This window comes from Jiangella aurantiaca (genome assembly GCF_004349105.1).
Taxonomy (GTDB): domain Bacteria; phylum Actinomycetota; class Actinomycetes; order Jiangellales; family Jiangellaceae; genus Jiangella; species Jiangella aurantiaca.
Genome location: NZ_SMLB01000007.1, coordinates 1 through 15,185, shown reverse-complemented (window position 1 = coordinate 15,185; position 15,185 = coordinate 1). Strand labels below are relative to the sequence as shown.

At 71.1% G+C, this 15,185-nt stretch carries 15 protein-coding genes, 1 tRNA gene and 1 pseudogene; 5 read left to right on the top strand and 12 right to left on the bottom strand.

Going from position 1 to position 15,185, the window contains the following annotated elements:
* Positions 1 to 48: 48 nt before the first annotated feature.
* The 5 genes from E1262_RS07250 to E1262_RS07230 form a co-directional block, all read right to left on the bottom strand.
* Positions 49 to 1,029, bottom strand: coding sequence for a ribose-phosphate diphosphokinase (locus E1262_RS07250; RefSeq protein ID WP_132102474.1), 981 nt, complete (start codon positions 1,027 to 1,029; stop codon positions 49 to 51).
* The gene (gene glmU, locus E1262_RS07245; protein ID WP_132102473.1) at positions 1,026 to 2,477 is read right to left on the bottom strand and encodes a bifunctional UDP-N-acetylglucosamine diphosphorylase/glucosamine-1-phosphate N-acetyltransferase GlmU; all 1,452 of its coding nucleotides are present in this window, start codon (positions 2,475 to 2,477) and stop codon (positions 1,026 to 1,028) included. The genes E1262_RS07250 and glmU overlap by 4 nt, the downstream gene beginning before the upstream one ends.
* Before the next feature lie 121 nt (positions 2,478 to 2,598).
* Positions 2,599 to 2,669: transfer RNA gene (locus E1262_RS07240), tRNA-Gln, on the bottom strand.
* A 45-nt stretch (positions 2,670 to 2,714) separates the two neighbouring features.
* Positions 2,715 to 3,554 (bottom strand): helix-turn-helix domain-containing protein, encoded by an 840-nt coding sequence (locus E1262_RS07235; protein WP_132102472.1) that lies wholly within the window; start codon positions 3,552 to 3,554, stop codon positions 2,715 to 2,717.
* Positions 3,555 to 3,635: 81 nt separating this feature from the next.
* Positions 3,636 to 4,046: a DUF1801 domain-containing protein gene (locus E1262_RS07230; RefSeq protein WP_203453648.1), complete on the bottom strand. Its 411-nt coding sequence runs from the start codon at positions 4,044 to 4,046 to the stop codon at positions 3,636 to 3,638.
* Between the two features lie 137 nt (positions 4,047 to 4,183).
* On the opposite strand from E1262_RS07230, the gene E1262_RS07225 reads away from it, so the two are divergent.
* A complete protein-coding gene (locus E1262_RS07225) occupies positions 4,184 to 5,182 on the top strand; it encodes an acyl-CoA desaturase (RefSeq protein ID WP_132102470.1) in 999 nt (332 codons plus the stop codon).
* A gap of 85 nt (positions 5,183 to 5,267) precedes the next feature.
* Positions 5,268 to 5,864 carry a TetR/AcrR family transcriptional regulator gene (locus tag E1262_RS07220; protein WP_420810512.1) on the top strand — a complete coding sequence of 199 codons (597 nt, stop codon included), beginning with the start codon at positions 5,268 to 5,270 and terminating at the stop codon, positions 5,862 to 5,864.
* Positions 5,865 to 5,872: 8 nt separating this feature from the next.
* On the opposite strand, the gene E1262_RS07215 is transcribed toward E1262_RS07220, so the two are convergent.
* The 4 genes from E1262_RS07215 to E1262_RS07200 all read right to left on the bottom strand — a co-directional run bounded on the left by E1262_RS07215 (position 5,873) and on the right by E1262_RS07200 (position 9,322).
* On the bottom strand, positions 5,873 to 6,574 hold the full coding sequence (locus tag E1262_RS07215) for a hypothetical protein (protein WP_132102468.1): 702 nt from the start codon (positions 6,572 to 6,574) through the stop codon (positions 5,873 to 5,875).
* A gap of 87 nt (positions 6,575 to 6,661) precedes the next feature.
* The gene (locus tag E1262_RS07210; protein WP_132102467.1) at positions 6,662 to 6,931 is read right to left on the bottom strand and encodes an Lrp/AsnC ligand binding domain-containing protein; all 270 of its coding nucleotides are present in this window, start codon (positions 6,929 to 6,931) and stop codon (positions 6,662 to 6,664) included.
* A 490-nt stretch (positions 6,932 to 7,421) separates the two neighbouring features.
* On the bottom strand, positions 7,422 to 8,456 hold the full coding sequence (locus E1262_RS07205) for a fatty acid desaturase family protein (RefSeq protein WP_132102466.1): 1,035 nt from the start codon (positions 8,454 to 8,456) through the stop codon (positions 7,422 to 7,424).
* A gap of 101 nt (positions 8,457 to 8,557) precedes the next feature.
* Positions 8,558 to 9,322: a methyltransferase domain-containing protein gene (locus E1262_RS07200; RefSeq protein ID WP_132102465.1), complete on the bottom strand. Its 765-nt coding sequence runs from the start codon at positions 9,320 to 9,322 to the stop codon at positions 8,558 to 8,560.
* 107 nt (positions 9,323 to 9,429) lie between these two features.
* On the opposite strand from E1262_RS07200, the gene E1262_RS07195 reads away from it, so the two are divergent.
* Positions 9,430 to 9,930 (top strand): MarR family winged helix-turn-helix transcriptional regulator, encoded by a 501-nt coding sequence (locus E1262_RS07195; RefSeq protein WP_132102464.1) that lies wholly within the window; start codon positions 9,430 to 9,432, stop codon positions 9,928 to 9,930.
* Positions 9,931 to 10,026: 96 nt separating this feature from the next.
* Positions 10,027 to 11,250, top strand: a complete 1,224-nt coding sequence (locus E1262_RS07190) for a D-alanyl-D-alanine carboxypeptidase family protein (protein WP_132102463.1) — start codon at positions 10,027 to 10,029, stop codon at positions 11,248 to 11,250.
* Between the two features lie 1,011 nt (positions 11,251 to 12,261).
* Here E1262_RS07190 and E1262_RS07185 read toward each other — a convergent pair.
* The 3 genes from E1262_RS07185 to trpS are packed head-to-tail and all read right to left on the bottom strand — an operon-like array spanning position 12,262 to position 14,868.
* Complete coding sequence (locus E1262_RS07185; protein WP_162605807.1) at positions 12,262 to 13,305, bottom strand: YihY/virulence factor BrkB family protein; 1,044 nt, start codon at positions 13,303 to 13,305, stop codon at positions 12,262 to 12,264.
* Positions 13,302 to 13,853, bottom strand: a complete 552-nt coding sequence (locus E1262_RS07180) for a 2'-5' RNA ligase family protein (protein WP_203453647.1) — start codon at positions 13,851 to 13,853, stop codon at positions 13,302 to 13,304. Before E1262_RS07180 ends, E1262_RS07185 begins: the two co-directional genes overlap by 4 nt.
* A gap of 4 nt (positions 13,854 to 13,857) precedes the next feature.
* Positions 13,858 to 14,868, bottom strand: coding sequence for a tryptophan--tRNA ligase (gene trpS / locus E1262_RS07175; protein WP_132102461.1), 1,011 nt, complete (start codon positions 14,866 to 14,868; stop codon positions 13,858 to 13,860).
* A gap of 142 nt (positions 14,869 to 15,010) precedes the next feature.
* On the opposite strand from trpS, the pseudogene E1262_RS32000 reads away from it, so the two are divergent.
* A pseudogene (locus tag E1262_RS32000) lies at positions 15,011 to 15,185 on the top strand (bifunctional D-altronate/D-mannonate dehydratase); the annotation flags it as partial.

Below are 15,185 nucleotides of genomic sequence, written 5' to 3'. Positions count from 1 at the left end.
ACAGGAAGTTGGCAGCCGACCGCAAGGTCTGACGTCAGTCCCCGATGACTACGCGTTGCCGTTGAAGAGGCTGGTGACCGAACCCTCTTCGAACACCTCGTGAATCGCCCGGGCGATCAGCGGCGCGATGGACAGCACCGTCAGCTTGTCGAACCGGCGCTCCTGCGGGATCGGCAGCGTGTTGGTGACGATGACTTCCTTGATACCGGCCGAGTTCTTCAGTCGGTCGACGGCCGGGCCCGACAGGACGGCGTGCGTTGCGGCGACCAGCACGCTCTCGGCGCCGGCCTCCATCAGCGCCTCGGCGGCCTGGGTGATGGTGCCGGCGGTGTCGATCATGTCGTCGACCAGCAGGCAGGTGCGGCCCTCGACGTCACCGACGACCTCGTGGACCTTCACCTCGTTGGCGACGTCGGGGTTGCGCCGCTTGTGGATGATGGCCAGCGGCGTGCCCAGGCGGTCGGCCCACACGTCAGCGACCCGCACGCGGCCGGCGTCGGGCGACACGACCGTCATGTTCTCGGGCGCGTAGTTGTCCTGGACGTGGCCGGCCAGGATCGGCAGTGCCCACAGGTGGTCGACCGGGCCGTCGAAGAACCCCTGGATCTGCGCGGTGTGCAGGTCGACGGCCATGAGGCGGTCGGCGCCCGCGGTCTTGAACATGTCGGCGACCAGGCGCGCGGAGATCGGCTCACGACCGCGGTGCTTCTTGTCCTGCCGGGCGTATCCGTAGAACGGCATGACGACGGTGATCTGCTTGGCCGACGCCCGCTTGAGCGCGTCGACCATGATCAGCTGCTCCATGATCCACTCGTTGATCGGAGCGGTGTGGCTCTGGATGACGAACGCGTCGCTGCCGCGCACGCTCTCTTCGAACCGCACGTAGATCTCGCCGTTGGCGAAGTTGAAGGTCTTGCTCGGCACCAGGCTGACACCCAGGTGGTCGGCGACCTCCTCGTTCAGCTCCGGATGCGCTCGGCCCCCGAACAGCATGAGCGTCTTGGTGCCGGTGGCGCGGATCCCCGTCACGGCTCGTCCCCCTCGTTCTCCCCCGTGGTGTCCGCGGCGGCCTCGGCCGCGGCGGCGGTCTTGCTGCCGGGACGCTTGCGCGCCACCCAGCCCGCGATGTTGCGCTGCCGGCCGCGTGCGACGGCCAGCTCGCCCGGCGCGGTGTCCGACACGACGGTGGAGCCGGCCGCAACGTAGCTGCCGTCAGCCAGGTCGACCGGCGCCACCAGCACCGAGTCGCTGCCGACGAAGACGTGCTTGCCGACCGTGGTCGGGTGCTTCGCGACGCCGTCGTAGTTGGCGAAGATGGTGCCGGCGCCGATGTTGGCGCCCTCGCCGATGGTGGCGTCGCCGACGTAGGTCAGGTGCGGCACCTTCGCGCCCGGCCCGACCGTCGACTTCTTGATCTCGACGTACGCGCCGGCCTTCGCCTTCTCTTCGAGCACGGCGCCCGGCCGCAGGTAGGTGTACGGTCCGACGGTGGCGTTCGCGCCGATCTGCGCGCCGTCGGAGTGCACCCGCACGACGGTGGCGCCCGGGCCGACGACGGTGTCGATGAGCGTGGTGTCGGGACCGACCTCGGCGCCGGCGGCGACCTCGGTGCGGCCGCGCAGCTGCACGCCCGGCCGCAGGACGACGTCGCGCTCGAGCGTCACGGTGACGTCGATGAAGGTGGTCGCGGGGTCGATCACGGTGACGCCGGCGCGCATCCACCGCTCGGTGACGCGCCGGTTGAACTCGCGGTTCATGGCGGCCAGCTGGACGCGGTCGTTGACGCCCTCGGTCTGCCACGGGTCGTCGGTGACGACGGCGCCGACCCGGCGGCCGTCCTGCCGCGCCAACCCGAGTACGTCGGTGAGGTACAGCTCGCCCTGCGCGTTCTGGGTGGTGATGCGGGCCAGCCCGGCGCGCAGCACGGCGGCGTCGAAGGCGTAGATGCCGGAGTTGATCTCGGTGATCGCGCGCGTCGCCGCGTCGGCGTCCTTGTGCTCGACGATGGCCCGCACCCCGCCGTCGGACTCGCGGAGGATGCGGCCGTACCCGGTGGGGTCGGCGACGTGCGCGGTGAGCACGGTGACGGCGTTGCCGTCGGCGACGTGCCGCTCGACCAGCTCGTGCAGCGTGTCGCCGGTGAGCAGCGGCACATCGCCGTACGTCACCACGACGACGCCGTCGAGCTCGGGCAGCAACTCCAGCGCCACCCCGACGGCGTGGCCGGTGCCCAGCTGCTGCTCCTGCACCGCGGTGGTGACCCCGGGCGCGACCTCACCGAGGTGCGCGGCGACGAGGTCGCGGCCGTGCCCGACGACCACGGTCAGGTGGTCGGGCTTCAGCTCCTGCGCGGCGGCGACGGCATGCCCGACGAGGCTGCGGCCGGCGACCTCGTGCAGGACCTTCGGGGTGGACGACTTCATCCGGGTGCCCTCGCCAGCGGCGAGAACGACGACGGCGGCCGGGCGCGTAGTCACGCGTTCGTGCTCCTCGGCTTCGGTGGCGGGCTCGGTACCGACACTACCTGGCCGACCAGACTCACGAGAACTCCGCTACAGCGAGAACTCCGCTACAGACCGGCCGTGGATTGAAACCTAGCTCCCGGGAGAGGATTCGAACCCCTACTAACTGGACCAAAACCAGCTGTGCTGCCCTTACACAACCCGGGATCGTTGGCGCTCGAGTGTCGCATCGACGCCCGCGCGCTTCGACGATTATCGCCTCGATCGCACGGCCCTGGCGACAGCAGACCACATGCCGTCCATGATCCGGTACTCCGGGGAGCTCTTGGCGACCGTGATAACGAGGCATCCCCGGTAGTCCTGGCCGGTGTTCTTCCTGACGGTCTTTGGGTTGTGCTTCTTGAGAGTTGCCTGATAGAACTGCTCGACTGGAACTTCGGCGACGTCCGCCCAATAGGCCTCAGCCGCAGGCACGTCGGCGGACTCGTGGATGTTGATGCGGTACTTGAGACGGGTGCGATCGATTCCGAGCAGGTCCAGCCAGGAGAGGTAGAGGCGGATCATGTCCGGGTCGCTGTTGATAAACCGCAGCTCCTCCCTGGGATTCCAAGGCTTTGCCTTCGCCCCCTCTGCCCAGTAGGCCACGACTCCGGCGATCAGCAGCTCCCGGTCAGTCAGCTCGCCGAACGACTCCCCGATCTCGCCGGTCACCCGCTCTCGCTCCGCCTGGCGCCGCGCCTTCTCCCTGCGCCAGCCGGCGCGTGCGGCCGCAGCCCGACGCTCCGCGCGATCCTCGCTGAGCGTCCACGGCACGTCCTTGGTGATCACGTAGGCAGTGCTCTTCGCCAACCCCAGCTCACGGGCGATCTCTGGCACCGACCAGCCGTCGCTGCGCAGCGCCCGCGCCTTCTCGCGCACTCCGTCGCTGACCCGCGGCCGGGCCGGCCTCCTCCCAGCGACCCCGAGGATGCGGCTGATGGTGCTGGCCCCGATGTGCAGTTCCCATCTGATCTCGTCGTACGTCTTCCCGGCTGCGCGCATCGCATGCACGCGCGCAGCCAGCTCGGCGTCATCGATCAGGCGTTCGACCATGACCACGACCCTGTCACGGCCCCGGGACGCGCCTCAACTCGTATCTGGGCAGCTCATGGGCAGTTCGTAGGCAACCCGAGATCACTCCAGCCGGGCCTGCTCCAAGGCCCGCCGCAACACCGACGCGAGCACGGCGGCATCGACGTCGGCCAGCCGCTTCACGTAGAGGCAGCCCTTGCCGACCCGGTGCGGGCCGAGCCGGTCGAACAGGTCGGCGTACGCGTCGAGCTCGCCGGGCAGGTACAGCGTCAGCGCCTGCTTGCGAGGCGAGAAACCGATGTCGAACCAGTCCAGTTCCCGGCCGCTGTCGTAGCGCAGCCGCCGCGCGCCGAAGCCGACGATGCCCACGCCCCACATCGTGGGCTCGGCCCCGCTCACCGACCGCATCAGGTCGCAGACGGCGACAGCGTCGGCACGGCGGCCGGCGTCAGGGACGGCGGCGAGGAACGCCTCGACGCTGTCATCGTTGCGGGAGGTCTTCAGCTCCGCCATGCCGGCCATCCTCGCCCCCACCCCGGACGCATCACCAGCGACGGAGCGGGTACACATCGGAACATCCGGACTATACGACCTACGGCATCGTAGGTTACGGTGCCGTAAGGAAGGTTCCCCTTACAGACGGAGACTCCATGGCTTCCACGGACACGACACGCAGTCCGCAGTCGCCGCCGGCGCAGAGCGACCTCCCTCGCGGCACGCTGTCAGGCGATACTCAGACGCTCGGCGAACGCATCACGATCGGCGTGTTCATCGCCGTCCCGTTCGTCGCACTCGTGGCCGCGATCCCGGTCGCGTGGATGGGCGGCTACCTGAGCTGGCTCGACGTCGTGCTCGCCGTGGTCTTCTACGCGTTCACCGGGCACGGAGTCACGGTCGGCTTCCACCGGCACTTCACCCACAAGTCGTTCAAGGCGAACCGCGCGGTGAAGAACACGCTGGCCATCGCCGGCAGCATGGCCGTCGAGGGCCCGGTCATCCGCTGGGTGGCCGACCACCGCCGGCACCACAAGTTCGCCGACAAGGAGGGCGACCCGCACTCCCCGTGGCGCTACGGCGAGACCATCCCGGCGCTGATCAAGGGCATGTGGTTCGCGCACATGGGCTGGCTGTTCGACGTCGAGCAGACCGACCAGCGCAAGTTCGCGCCCGACCTGATCAAGGACGACGACATCCGGCGCATCAGCAAGCTCTTCCCTTTCTGGGTCGCGCTGTCGCTGCTGCTGCCGCCGATCATCGCCGGGCTGGCGACGTGGTCGTGGCACGGCGCGCTGACGGCGTTCTTCTGGGCCACGCTGGTCCGGGTCGGCCTGCTGCACCACGTCACCTGGTCGATCAACTCGATCTGCCACGCCATCGGCGAGCGGCCGTTCGAGAGCCGCGACAAGTCCGGCAACGTGTGGTGGCTGGCGTTCCTGTCGATGGGCGAGTCCTGGCACAACCTGCACCACGCCGACCCGACCTGCGCCCGGCACGGTGTGCTCAAGGGCCAGATCGACTCCAGTGCGCGCATCATCTGGGCGCTGGAGAAGGCCGGCTGGGTCTGGGACGTGCGCTGGCCGAGCCCCGAACGCATCCAGTCCAAGCGCGTCGACGACTACGGCGGCGAATCGACGCTGATCGCGCCGTGAGACTCTGCCGCACCACAGGAGCATGATGGGGCATGTGACCGACGACGTCGTGACCAGGCCCCGCGCCACCCCCAGCAGGGTCCGGATGACCGGCAAGCAGCGCCGCGAGCAACTGCTCGACGTGGGCCGCGCCCTCTTCGCGGAGCGCGGCTACGACGGCACGTCCATCGAGGAGATCTCGGCCCGCGCCGGCGTCTCGAAGCCGGTGGTCTACGAGCACTTCGGCGGCAAGGAGGGCCTGTACGCCGTCGTCGTCGACCGCGAGATGGAGCAGCTGCTCGACCGCATCACGACGGCGCTCGCGTCGGCCGCGCACCCGCGGGTGATCCTCGAGCGGGCCGCCCTGGCGCTGCTCGACTACATCGAGACGTCCACCGACGGCTTCCGCATCCTGGTCCGCGACTCGCCGGTCGCGCACTCGACCGGCGGGTTCGCCAGCCTCATCTCCGACGCCGCCAGCCAGGTCGAGCACATCCTGGCCGCGCAGTTCAAGGCCCGCGGGTTCGCCACGAAGCACGCGCCCATGTACGCGCAGATGCTCGTCGGCATGGTCGCGCTGACCGGCCAGTGGTGGCTGGAGGTGCGCTCGCCGAAGAAGGCCGACGTCGCGGCGCACCTGGTCAACCTCGCCTGGAACGGGCTGTCCGGACTGGAGCACAAGCCGCGGCTCACCGGCGGCTGACGGCCGCGTTACAAGCAGATCTGGATCCCGAGCACCTCGAGGCAGACCAGCGAACCGCCGTCGCCCTCGTCCGGATCCTCCGGCGGCGCCGACGGCTTCGGCGTCTCCGACGGCTCGGCCGTCGGCGTCGGCTTGGGCGGCTGCGACGGCTCCGGGGGTTCCGGCGTCGGTGACGGCTCGTGGGTCGGCGACGGCCGGTCGGTCGGCGCCGCGGTCGACGACGGCGACGGCTGCGGCTCGTGGGTCTCGCCGTCCGTTGGCGCCGACGGCTGCGGCTCGTGGCTCTCGCCGTCTGGGCGCTCGGACGGTGCGTCCGGCGGCGCGCCCGCCGGTCCGTCCTCCGCGACGCCGTTCGGCCGCGGCGCGCCGGTACCGGCGCCGGCCGGCGGGACGGACGAGGACTCCGGCGGCGGGCCGTCCACATCCGGCCTGCCCGCCGTCGGCTGGGGTGATGGGACGGCCGACGCGGGACGTGGTGCCGGTGACGTGGGTGTGCCCGTGGACTCGCCCGAGTCGCGGAGCTCCGGATACCGCCCGTCCGATGGATCCGGCGCCCCGTCGCGCCCGGCGGCCGCCGGTTCGCCCTGGTCGGCCACGACGGCGACGACCGGGACGGTGAGCGCGGCGAGCGCCACGAACCGCAGGGTGTATCGACGGACGTGGCGCAGCGCCAGGGCGGTGCCACTGGGCGCTCGTTTGTGTCCCCCCACGAGGGGAGAACGTACCGTCTCGCGATCACTCTCCGTGGCGATTTGGCGGAACTCGTGCCGGTGCGATGCCGTTTCGCCCGGTGAGCGTCACTGTGCGTGGCTTCGCAGCGGCTCGCCGACCGGCAGCGGGCGGTTGTCGACGATCCGCTTCATCACGATGGTCGAGGTGAGGCGTGCGACCCCGGGCAGGGTGGCGAGCTTCTCGTCGCGCAACTGCGCGTACGACGTCAGGTCCGGCGCGACGTCCCACAGGAGATAGTCAGGGTCGCCGAAGAGGCGCTCCGCGTGCCGCACTTGTGGGATCGCCGCAATCGCGGCCTCGCAGTCGGCGATGGTGGCCGCGTCCTCGCGGTCCATCGTGACGGCCACCAGCCCCAGCTCGCCACGCTGCGCCGGACCGGCGACACCGCGGGCGTGTCATGGTCGTGGGCGGCGCTCACGAGCGTGAACAACGCTGGATGGCTCGCCCACTTCCCGCTCGGCGCGTACTGGACCGCCCTGGTTCCTGCCGCCTCCGCCGCGATCTTCGCCGGCGCGCTCGCCATGCTGATCGCCCGCCGCGACGGGATCGACCCCGCCGCGGCGGCCACGGCTGCGGGCTGGACCGTCCTGCTCGCCGCCGCCGGCGCACTGACCGTCTCCTTCGCCATCCAGGTCGCACCGTCGGTGTGGACGGCCTACCGCACCGACCGGGCGACGGGGATCTCCCGTGCCACCTGGCTGCTGATCCTTGCCGAGCTGCTGTGCTGGGGCGCCTACGGCCTGCACGAGTCCGATCTCCAGCTCATCATGCTCGGCGGGATCGGCGTCCTGGCCTCGCTGCTGATGCTGGGTCGGACGCTGGACGTCATCGAGCGCCGGTGCGCAGCGGCGCGCCGACGTCGTGCATGTGCCGCAGCGCGATGCGGTACGACTCGACCAGCGTGGTCTCCGCGTACGGCACGCCCAGCTCCGCACAGTACTGCTGGACGATCGGCTTCGCCTTCCGCAGGTTCGGCGTCGGCATGTTCGGGAACAGATGGTGCTCGATCTGGTGGTTGAGGCCGCCGAGGGCGACGTCCATGACGGGACCGCCGCTGACGTTGCGCGACGTGAGCACCTGCTTGCGCAGATAGTCCAGCTCGTCCTCCTCGGTCAGCGTGGGCATGCCCTTGTGGTTGGGCGCGAACGTGCAGCCGAGGTAGATGCCGAACAGCGCCTGGTGCAGCACGATGAACGCGATCGCCTTGCCGGGCGGCAGCACAGAGAACACCAGCGCCAGGTAGCCGGCGAAGTGGGCGAGCAGCAGTCCGAGCTCGAGCCGGCGGCGCTTCATCCGCGGGTCCAGCGTGGCCCGCACGCCGGCGACGTGCAGGTTGAAGCCCTCGAGCGTGAGCAATGGGAAGAACAGGAACGCCTGCCGAGCCGCGATCACGCGGGTCAGCCCGGACGCCTTGCCCGCCTGCCGCTTCGACCAGACGAGGATGTCCGGCGCCACGTCGGGGTCGAGCTCTTCGTGGTTGGGATTCGAGTGGTGCCTCGTGTGCTTTTCCTGCCACCACCCGTAGCTCATGCCGATGCCGAGGTTGCCGGCGATGCGACCGGCGATCTCGCTGGGCCGCCGGCGGCTGAACACCTGCCGGTGCGCGAGGTCGTGCGCCACCAGCGCCACCTGGGCGAAGACGACGGCCAGCACGCCCGCCAGCGCCAGCGTCCACCACGAGTCGCCGACGGCGGCGAACATGCTCCAGGCCGACGCGTAGGCCGCCACCACCAGCCCGATCCGGACGGCGTAGTAGCCGGGCCGGCGGTCCAGCAGCCCGGCGTCGGCGATCTTCCGGGAGAGCCTCGCGTAGTCGCTGCCGGGCCGCGGAGCAGCGGGAACGTCTGTCCGAGTGGTCATGCTTCGATCCTCGAAGCGGCGGCACTCCGGGGACATCCCGGCACCACCCGTCTTGCCCTGGGGCCAGCCCCACCCCCAGGGCACTCTGGCGGCGGGTGCGGTCACCGCGCGATCTTGTGGCCGGCGGCGAAGATGCGCCGGTAGGGCAGCACGGTCCCGTACCGTCCGGGCGGGTAGGCGGCCCGCAGCCGGTCGCGGTACTCGGCGACGAACGCGGCCCGCGCGGCGTCGTCCAGGGCGGCGAAGACCGGGCGCAGCGCCGTCCCGCTCATCCACTCCAGCACCGCGTCGTCGCCCTGGAGCAACTGCACGTACGTCGTCTCCCAGACGTCGGCCGCCAAGCCGAGATCGAGCAGCGCGTCGAGGTAGGTCGCGGGGTCGTGCGACGACGGCCAGGTGAGGTCGTGCAGCGCCGGCCAGCGTTCGTCAGCGGCGAGGTCGCGCAGCTGCGCGTGCGCCGGCTCGGCGAAGTTGCCCGGCAGCTGGAACGCCAGCCAGCCGCCGTCGGCGACGAATCCGGCCAGCCGGGGCAGCAGGTCGAGGTGGCCGGGCACCCACTGCAGCGTCGCGTTGCTGAGCAGCACGTCGACGGGGCGCTCCGGCGTCCAGTCGCGCAGGTCGGCGTGGACGAACTCGACGCCGTCAGGCGGGGAGGTGGGCGTCGCAGCGATCATCTCCGCCGACGAGTCGACCCCGACGACGTGCGCGCCGGGCCAGTGCTGCGCCAGGCCGACGGTGAGCGTGCCCGGCCCGCAGCCGAGGTCGGCGACCTCGTCGACGTCGGTGGCCGGCACCTGGGCCAGCAGGTCGGCGAACGGCCGCGCGCGCTGGCCGGCGAACGTCAGGTAGCGGTCCGGATCCCACATCGCGTGCACCCTTCGGAGGTAATCTTGATGTCAAGATAAATGAATCAGGCCGCTCTCTCGACGTCAAGAAGCTTGGGCAGTGACATAAGGCGCCGTAGAGTCGTGACATGGCGCAGGACGAGGTCGACCGGCTGACCGAGGCGTGGCGGCACGAGCGGCCCGACCTCGACGTCAGCCCCATGGAGGTGCTGTCGCGCGTCAGCCGGCTGGCGCGGCATCTCGACCGCGCGCGACGGGCCGCGTTCGCCGAGCACGGGCTGGAGCCGTGGGAGTTCGACGTCCTCGCGGCGCTGCGCCGAGCCGGCGAGCCGTACGAGCTGTCGCCCGGCGTCCTGCTCGGTCAGACGCTGGTCACCAGCGGCACCATGACGGCGCGGGTCGACAAGCTCACCGCTCGCGGGCTGGTCAGCCGGCGGCGCGACGAGGACGACCGCCGCGCCGTCCGCGTCCGGCTCACCGAATTCGGCAAGAAGTCCGTCGACGCCGCGCTGGAGGGACTGCTGGCGAACGAGCGCCGGCTGCTCGCCGGGCTGGGCGCCGAGGAGCGGAGGCGGCTCGCCGACCTGCTCCGGACCCTCGTCCTGCCGTTCGACGACGCACCGAGCTGACCTCCAGCTCCGGACACTGGCTGATTACCTTTCCCCTTGTGGGACTCACCGCCGCTTGGGACCTCGCGGTCGGCGTTGGCTACTCTGACCTGGACCATGGGCTCCGCACTGCGCTCCCGCCGCAGCCACCGCGCCTGGATCGTGCCGGTGGCGGCGTTCGTCGTGCTGGGATCCGCCACGCTGCCGCCGGCCCACGCCGAGACGCCCGCCGGCACCGGGTCGGCCACGCCGTCGCCTACCGTCCTCGCGCCGCCGGCCGACTCCCCCGTCGACGAGATCGTCGGCGGCGACGACCTGGCCGCCACCGGGGTGCCGCTGGTGTCGCCGTCGGCGCCGCCGCTGCCCGCCGTCGACGCACAGGCCTGGCTGGTCGCCGACGCCGAGACCGGCGACGTGCTGGCCGCGTACAGCCCGCACGAGCGCCGTCCGCCGGCCAGCACGATCAAGCTGCTGACGGCACTGGCCACCGGCGCCGCGCTGGACCCCGACGAGACCTACGTCGCCACCGAGGAGGACGCGTCGGTCGAGGGCAGCCGCGTCGGCATCGTCGCCGCCCAGACCTACACCGTCGACCAGCTGTTGCACGGCCTGATCCTCGCGTCCGGCAACGACGCCGCGCACGCCATCGCCGAAGCGGCCGGCGGCCAGGACGCCACCGTCGACAAGATGAACGACGAGGCCCGCCGGCTCGGCGCGTTCGACACCAAGGCGGTCACGCCGCACGGCCTGGACTCCCCCGGCCAGCTGTCGTCGGCCTACGACCTCGCGCTGATCGGCCGGGAGGCCCTCGACGACGAGACCATCGCCCGGCTGGCCGCCGCCGCGGTCTACGACTTCCCTGGCACCGACGGCGCGACGTTCCAGATCCAGAACCAGAACCGGCTACTCGGCTCCTACGAAGGCACCATCGGCCTCAAGACCGGGTTCACCACGCTCGCCGGCCACACCTTCGTCGGCGCGGTCGAGCGCGACGGCCGGACCCTCATCGCGACGATCCTCGGCTCCGAGGGGCGCGCCGAGGACGCCGCCGCCGCACTCTTCGACTGGGCGTTCGCCGCGCCGGAGACCCAGCCGGTCGGTCACCTCGTGGCGCCCGACGAGGTCGAGGCGATGGTCACCGACGCTTCCGACGAGGGCGACATCCTCGGCCGCAACCCACTCGACGACTACGGCGACGCCCTGAGCAGCCCCGGCGGCAGCTCCGACGACGTGCCCCCGGTGGTCTGGCTCAGCCTCGCCGCGGCGGCGCTCGCCGGTGGGGTCGGCTTCGCCCTGCGCCGGCGCCGCCCGAAGTCGTCCGGCCGCTACTCGTCCAGGTGAGGCGGAGCCTGGCCAGTCGGTCTGCTCGGTCCGTGGGCCGGACGGACGTCCGCCGTCCCCCTGCTGCCCATGGAAATGAGGCTCTCCGACCCGATCCGTGGGTCCTTCCCACCCTGTGAGCCGCCAGGGTGGATGACGACGGTCAGGGCGTCGCGGGTGTTGGGGACGTGCCGGCGCGGTTTCGTCGGTGACGCGGCCGTGTTCCCGGCGGTCGCCTCCCGCTGGACGCGTGACACGTTCGCCTGGGCTCGTAGGTTGGCCGTCCCCCTGCTGCCCGATTGTCTTGGCCGCGCACCCGCGCCTCAAGTCCGCGGCCTCTGCTGGGTGCGCTTCGTGGCTGGTTGGAGGCCGTGGACTTGACCCGCGCGCACGCGGCCGAAGAACGGGCAGCTATCAGGGGGACGGGGGAAGAGCGGGCACAGCCCGCCGGTGCACCGTTCGCCGGTGTCCACGTGGTGAGATCTGCCGGCGTTTCGGGGGCCATCATGAGGTCTTCTGGTGCACCAACACGATTGCAGGCGTGTTGAGGCTCGGGTAATCCTGGTGATGTCCACGATCGTTGATGATCACCGCTGTCCACCAGCACCAACGCCACACCAAACCACGCCCAGCGCCCTCGGCGGACCGAGAGCACAGCTGCCCACACTGAGGTGTGCCCAGACTCGCCCCGTCCCCCTGATCGCTGCCCGTTCTTGGCCGCGGGCGTGCGGGTCAAGCGGTCATCGCCGCGCGAAGCGCCCCAAAAGTCCGCTTGAGGCGCGCGGTCGCGGCAAGAGAATGGGGCAGCAGGGGGACGGCGAACGCCATACCGCCGGCCACGGTCGCCCGAGCGCGCGGCCGGCCGTGCCGACCGACCCCCGGCCGCTCACCACCCACGGACGAGCAGAAGAGCCGGAAGTGATCACGTCAAGTAGGGGTGTTCCCGCTCTACCAGGCATGCATGCCTGGCGAACCGTGGAGACGCCTAGCCCCACGCCCATCGCTGGGGCCGGAATGATCAGGCGCCGTGGGTCAGTACGACGAGCGGCGGAACGCGGAGCGGACGGTGCGCGCGGCGCGGGCCGCGAGCAGCGCCAGACCGAGGCCCGCCGCGCCGAGCACAGCGCCGGCGGCGACCTCGGTCGCGCGGATCTGGCCCGGGGACAGCACCGCGGTCCCGGCACCAGCCGGCTCTTCACCACGGGTCTGCGACTGCAGCGGCCCGGCCGCCTCGGCGCGTTCGGCCGCCTCGAGCTCGTCGATGGCGCTCTCGGCGGTGACCGCTGCGGCGACCATGAGCAGCCGGGTCACCAGGTAGATCCACGCGAGCATGGCCAGCGGCGTGGCGAACGCCGCGTACGAGTTCTGCGTCGCCGTGCCCGCGACGTACTGCACCAGGAACTGCTTGAGGACCTCGAACACGACAGCGCTCAACAGCGACACGACCGCGAGGATCCGCACCGGCACCACGATGCGCGGCAGCCCGGACAGCAGATACGCGAACAGCGCCGTGCTGGCGCCCACCGACACCAGGCCGCTGACCACCCGGAGCATCCAGCCGCCGCTGCCGAACCCGAGCCAGTCGAGCACCTCGCCGGCGAACGAGATGACCACGACGCTGGCGCCGGACGACACCAGGATCAGCACGCCGAGGCCGGCGAGCGACAGGATGTCGAGGCCCTTGCGGACCGCGATGTTGCCGGGCTGGTCGTCCAGGCCCCACATGGACCGGACGGCGGCGCGGACGGAGTCGACCCAGCCGAGGCCGGTGAAGAGCAGGACCACGGCGCCGATCACACCAACCGTCCCCGCGTTGCGGTGGAACGTCGACACGTCCACCTCCAGGCCCGGCAGGTTCTCGTTCACGATGTCCTGCACCGTGTCGACGCCGGACGGACCGGCGATGGCGCTCACGATCGCTGCCGACAGGACGAGCAGCGGGAACAGCGACACGAACCCGTAGAAGCTGGACGCGCCGGCCAGCCGGTTGCCGCGCAGGTCGCTGTAGCGCTTCCACGCGCGCAGTGGCAGCGTCAGCTGCAGCCGGTCCCAGAGCGCGCGGAGCCGGCCGATCACACGCGCGCTGCCTCTCCCGTCAGGACGAAGTCGCGCTCGCGCCGCCAGTAGCCGTCGTCGCCGTGCTCGTAGAGGCTGAACGCCGCGACGTCGAAACCGGCGTCGTAGCCGGCCAGGGTGTCGAAGGCGTTGTCCATCGCCTCCTCGGAGACGTGATGGGCGACGGTGACGTGCGGGTGGTACGGGAAGGACAGCTCGACCTCGAGCGGCCCGGTGCGAATGGCCTCGGACAGCCGCTCGCACGCCGAGATGCCCTGCGCGAGCGCTACGAACACCACCGGCGACACCGGCAGGAACGTCGCCGTGCCGCGCAGGTGCACCCGGAACGGCGCGAACCGCGCAGCCACCTTGTCGAGGTGCTCGTACACGCCGTCGCGGTCGGCGTCGGTGAGGACCGTCGGCGGCAGCAGCGTGATGTGCGCCGGGATGGCGTCGGCCAGCGGGTCGCCGAACGAGCGGCGCCAGTCCTGCAGCTCGCTGCCGTAGGGCTCGGGAATCGGGACGGCCAGGCCGATCGCCTGGCCGGTGGGCCGAGGTGCGTCTGTCACCGGGTCACCGCGCGGCGAGGAACCCGACGCGCTCGTACACCGTGGCGAGCGTCGGCGCGGCCACCTCGCGGGCCTTCTGGGCGCCCCGGGCCAGGACGGCGTCCAGCTCGGCTGGGTCGCCGAGAAGCTCCTGGACCCGCTGCTGGAACGGAACGACGATGTCGAGCACCGCCGCCGCCACCTCCTTCTTCAGGTCGCCGTACCCCCGCCCGGCGAAGTCCTGCTCGATCTGGGCGACCGAGCGACCGCTGAACGCAGACAGGATAGTGATGAGGTTGGTGACACCGGGCTTGTTCTGCGCATCGGCCACGACCTCGCGTCCGGTGTCGGTGACGGCGCTCTTGATGCGCTTCTCGATCGTCTTGGGCGCGTCGAGCAGCTCGATGAGGCCGGACCCGGCGACGCTCTTGCTCATCTTGGCGGTGGGGTCCTGGAGGTCGTAGATCTTCGCCGTCGCCTCGGGGATGTACGGCTTGGGCAGCACGAACGTGTCGCCGAACCGGGAGTTGAACCGGCCGCCGAGGTCGCGGGTGAGCTCGATGTGCTGGCGCTGGTCCTCGCCGACCGGCACTTGGTCGGCGTTGTAGAGCAGGATGTCGGCGGCCTGCAGGATCGGGTAGGTGAACAGCCCGACGGTGGTGCTGTCAGCGCCGGCGCGCGCGGACTTGTCCTTGAACTGAGTCATCCGGCTGGCCTCGCCGAAACCGGTGATGCAGCTGAGCACCCAGGCCAGTTGGGCGTGTTCGGGCACGTGGCTCTGCACGAACAGGGTGCTGCGCTCCGGGTCGACACCGCCGGCGAGGTACTGGGCCGCCGTGACGCGGGTGCGCTCGCGCAGCTGGGCGGGGTCGTGTCCGGCGGTGATGGCGTGCAGGTCGACGACGCAGTAGAAGGCGTCGTGGTCGTCCTGCAGGGCCACCCATTGCCGCAGCGCCCCGAGGTAGTTGCCCAGGTGCAGCGATGCGTTCGTCGGCTGCATCCCGGAGAGCACACGCGGGCGGCGACTGTTGGTCATAGCGTCATTCTGTCAGTCACTGCGCCGCGGGACACGCCGGTGCGCCCGTTCGCGGCGCCGGCACCCCCTTGCGCGTCCCGAGCCGTGCGGTCCATAGCATGAGTCGCCGGCACTCACCGCCGGACGAGGGGGAACCCGCCGCATGACCGCCATCCAGACCGCCGAGGTCGTCGTCACGAGCCCGGACCGTAACTTCGTGACCCTCAAGCTGACCACCGACGACGGCTTGACCGGGCTCGGCGACGCGACGCTGAACGGCCGCGAGCTGGCGGTGGTGTCCTACCTGCGCGACCACGTGGTGCCGCTGCTGATCGGCC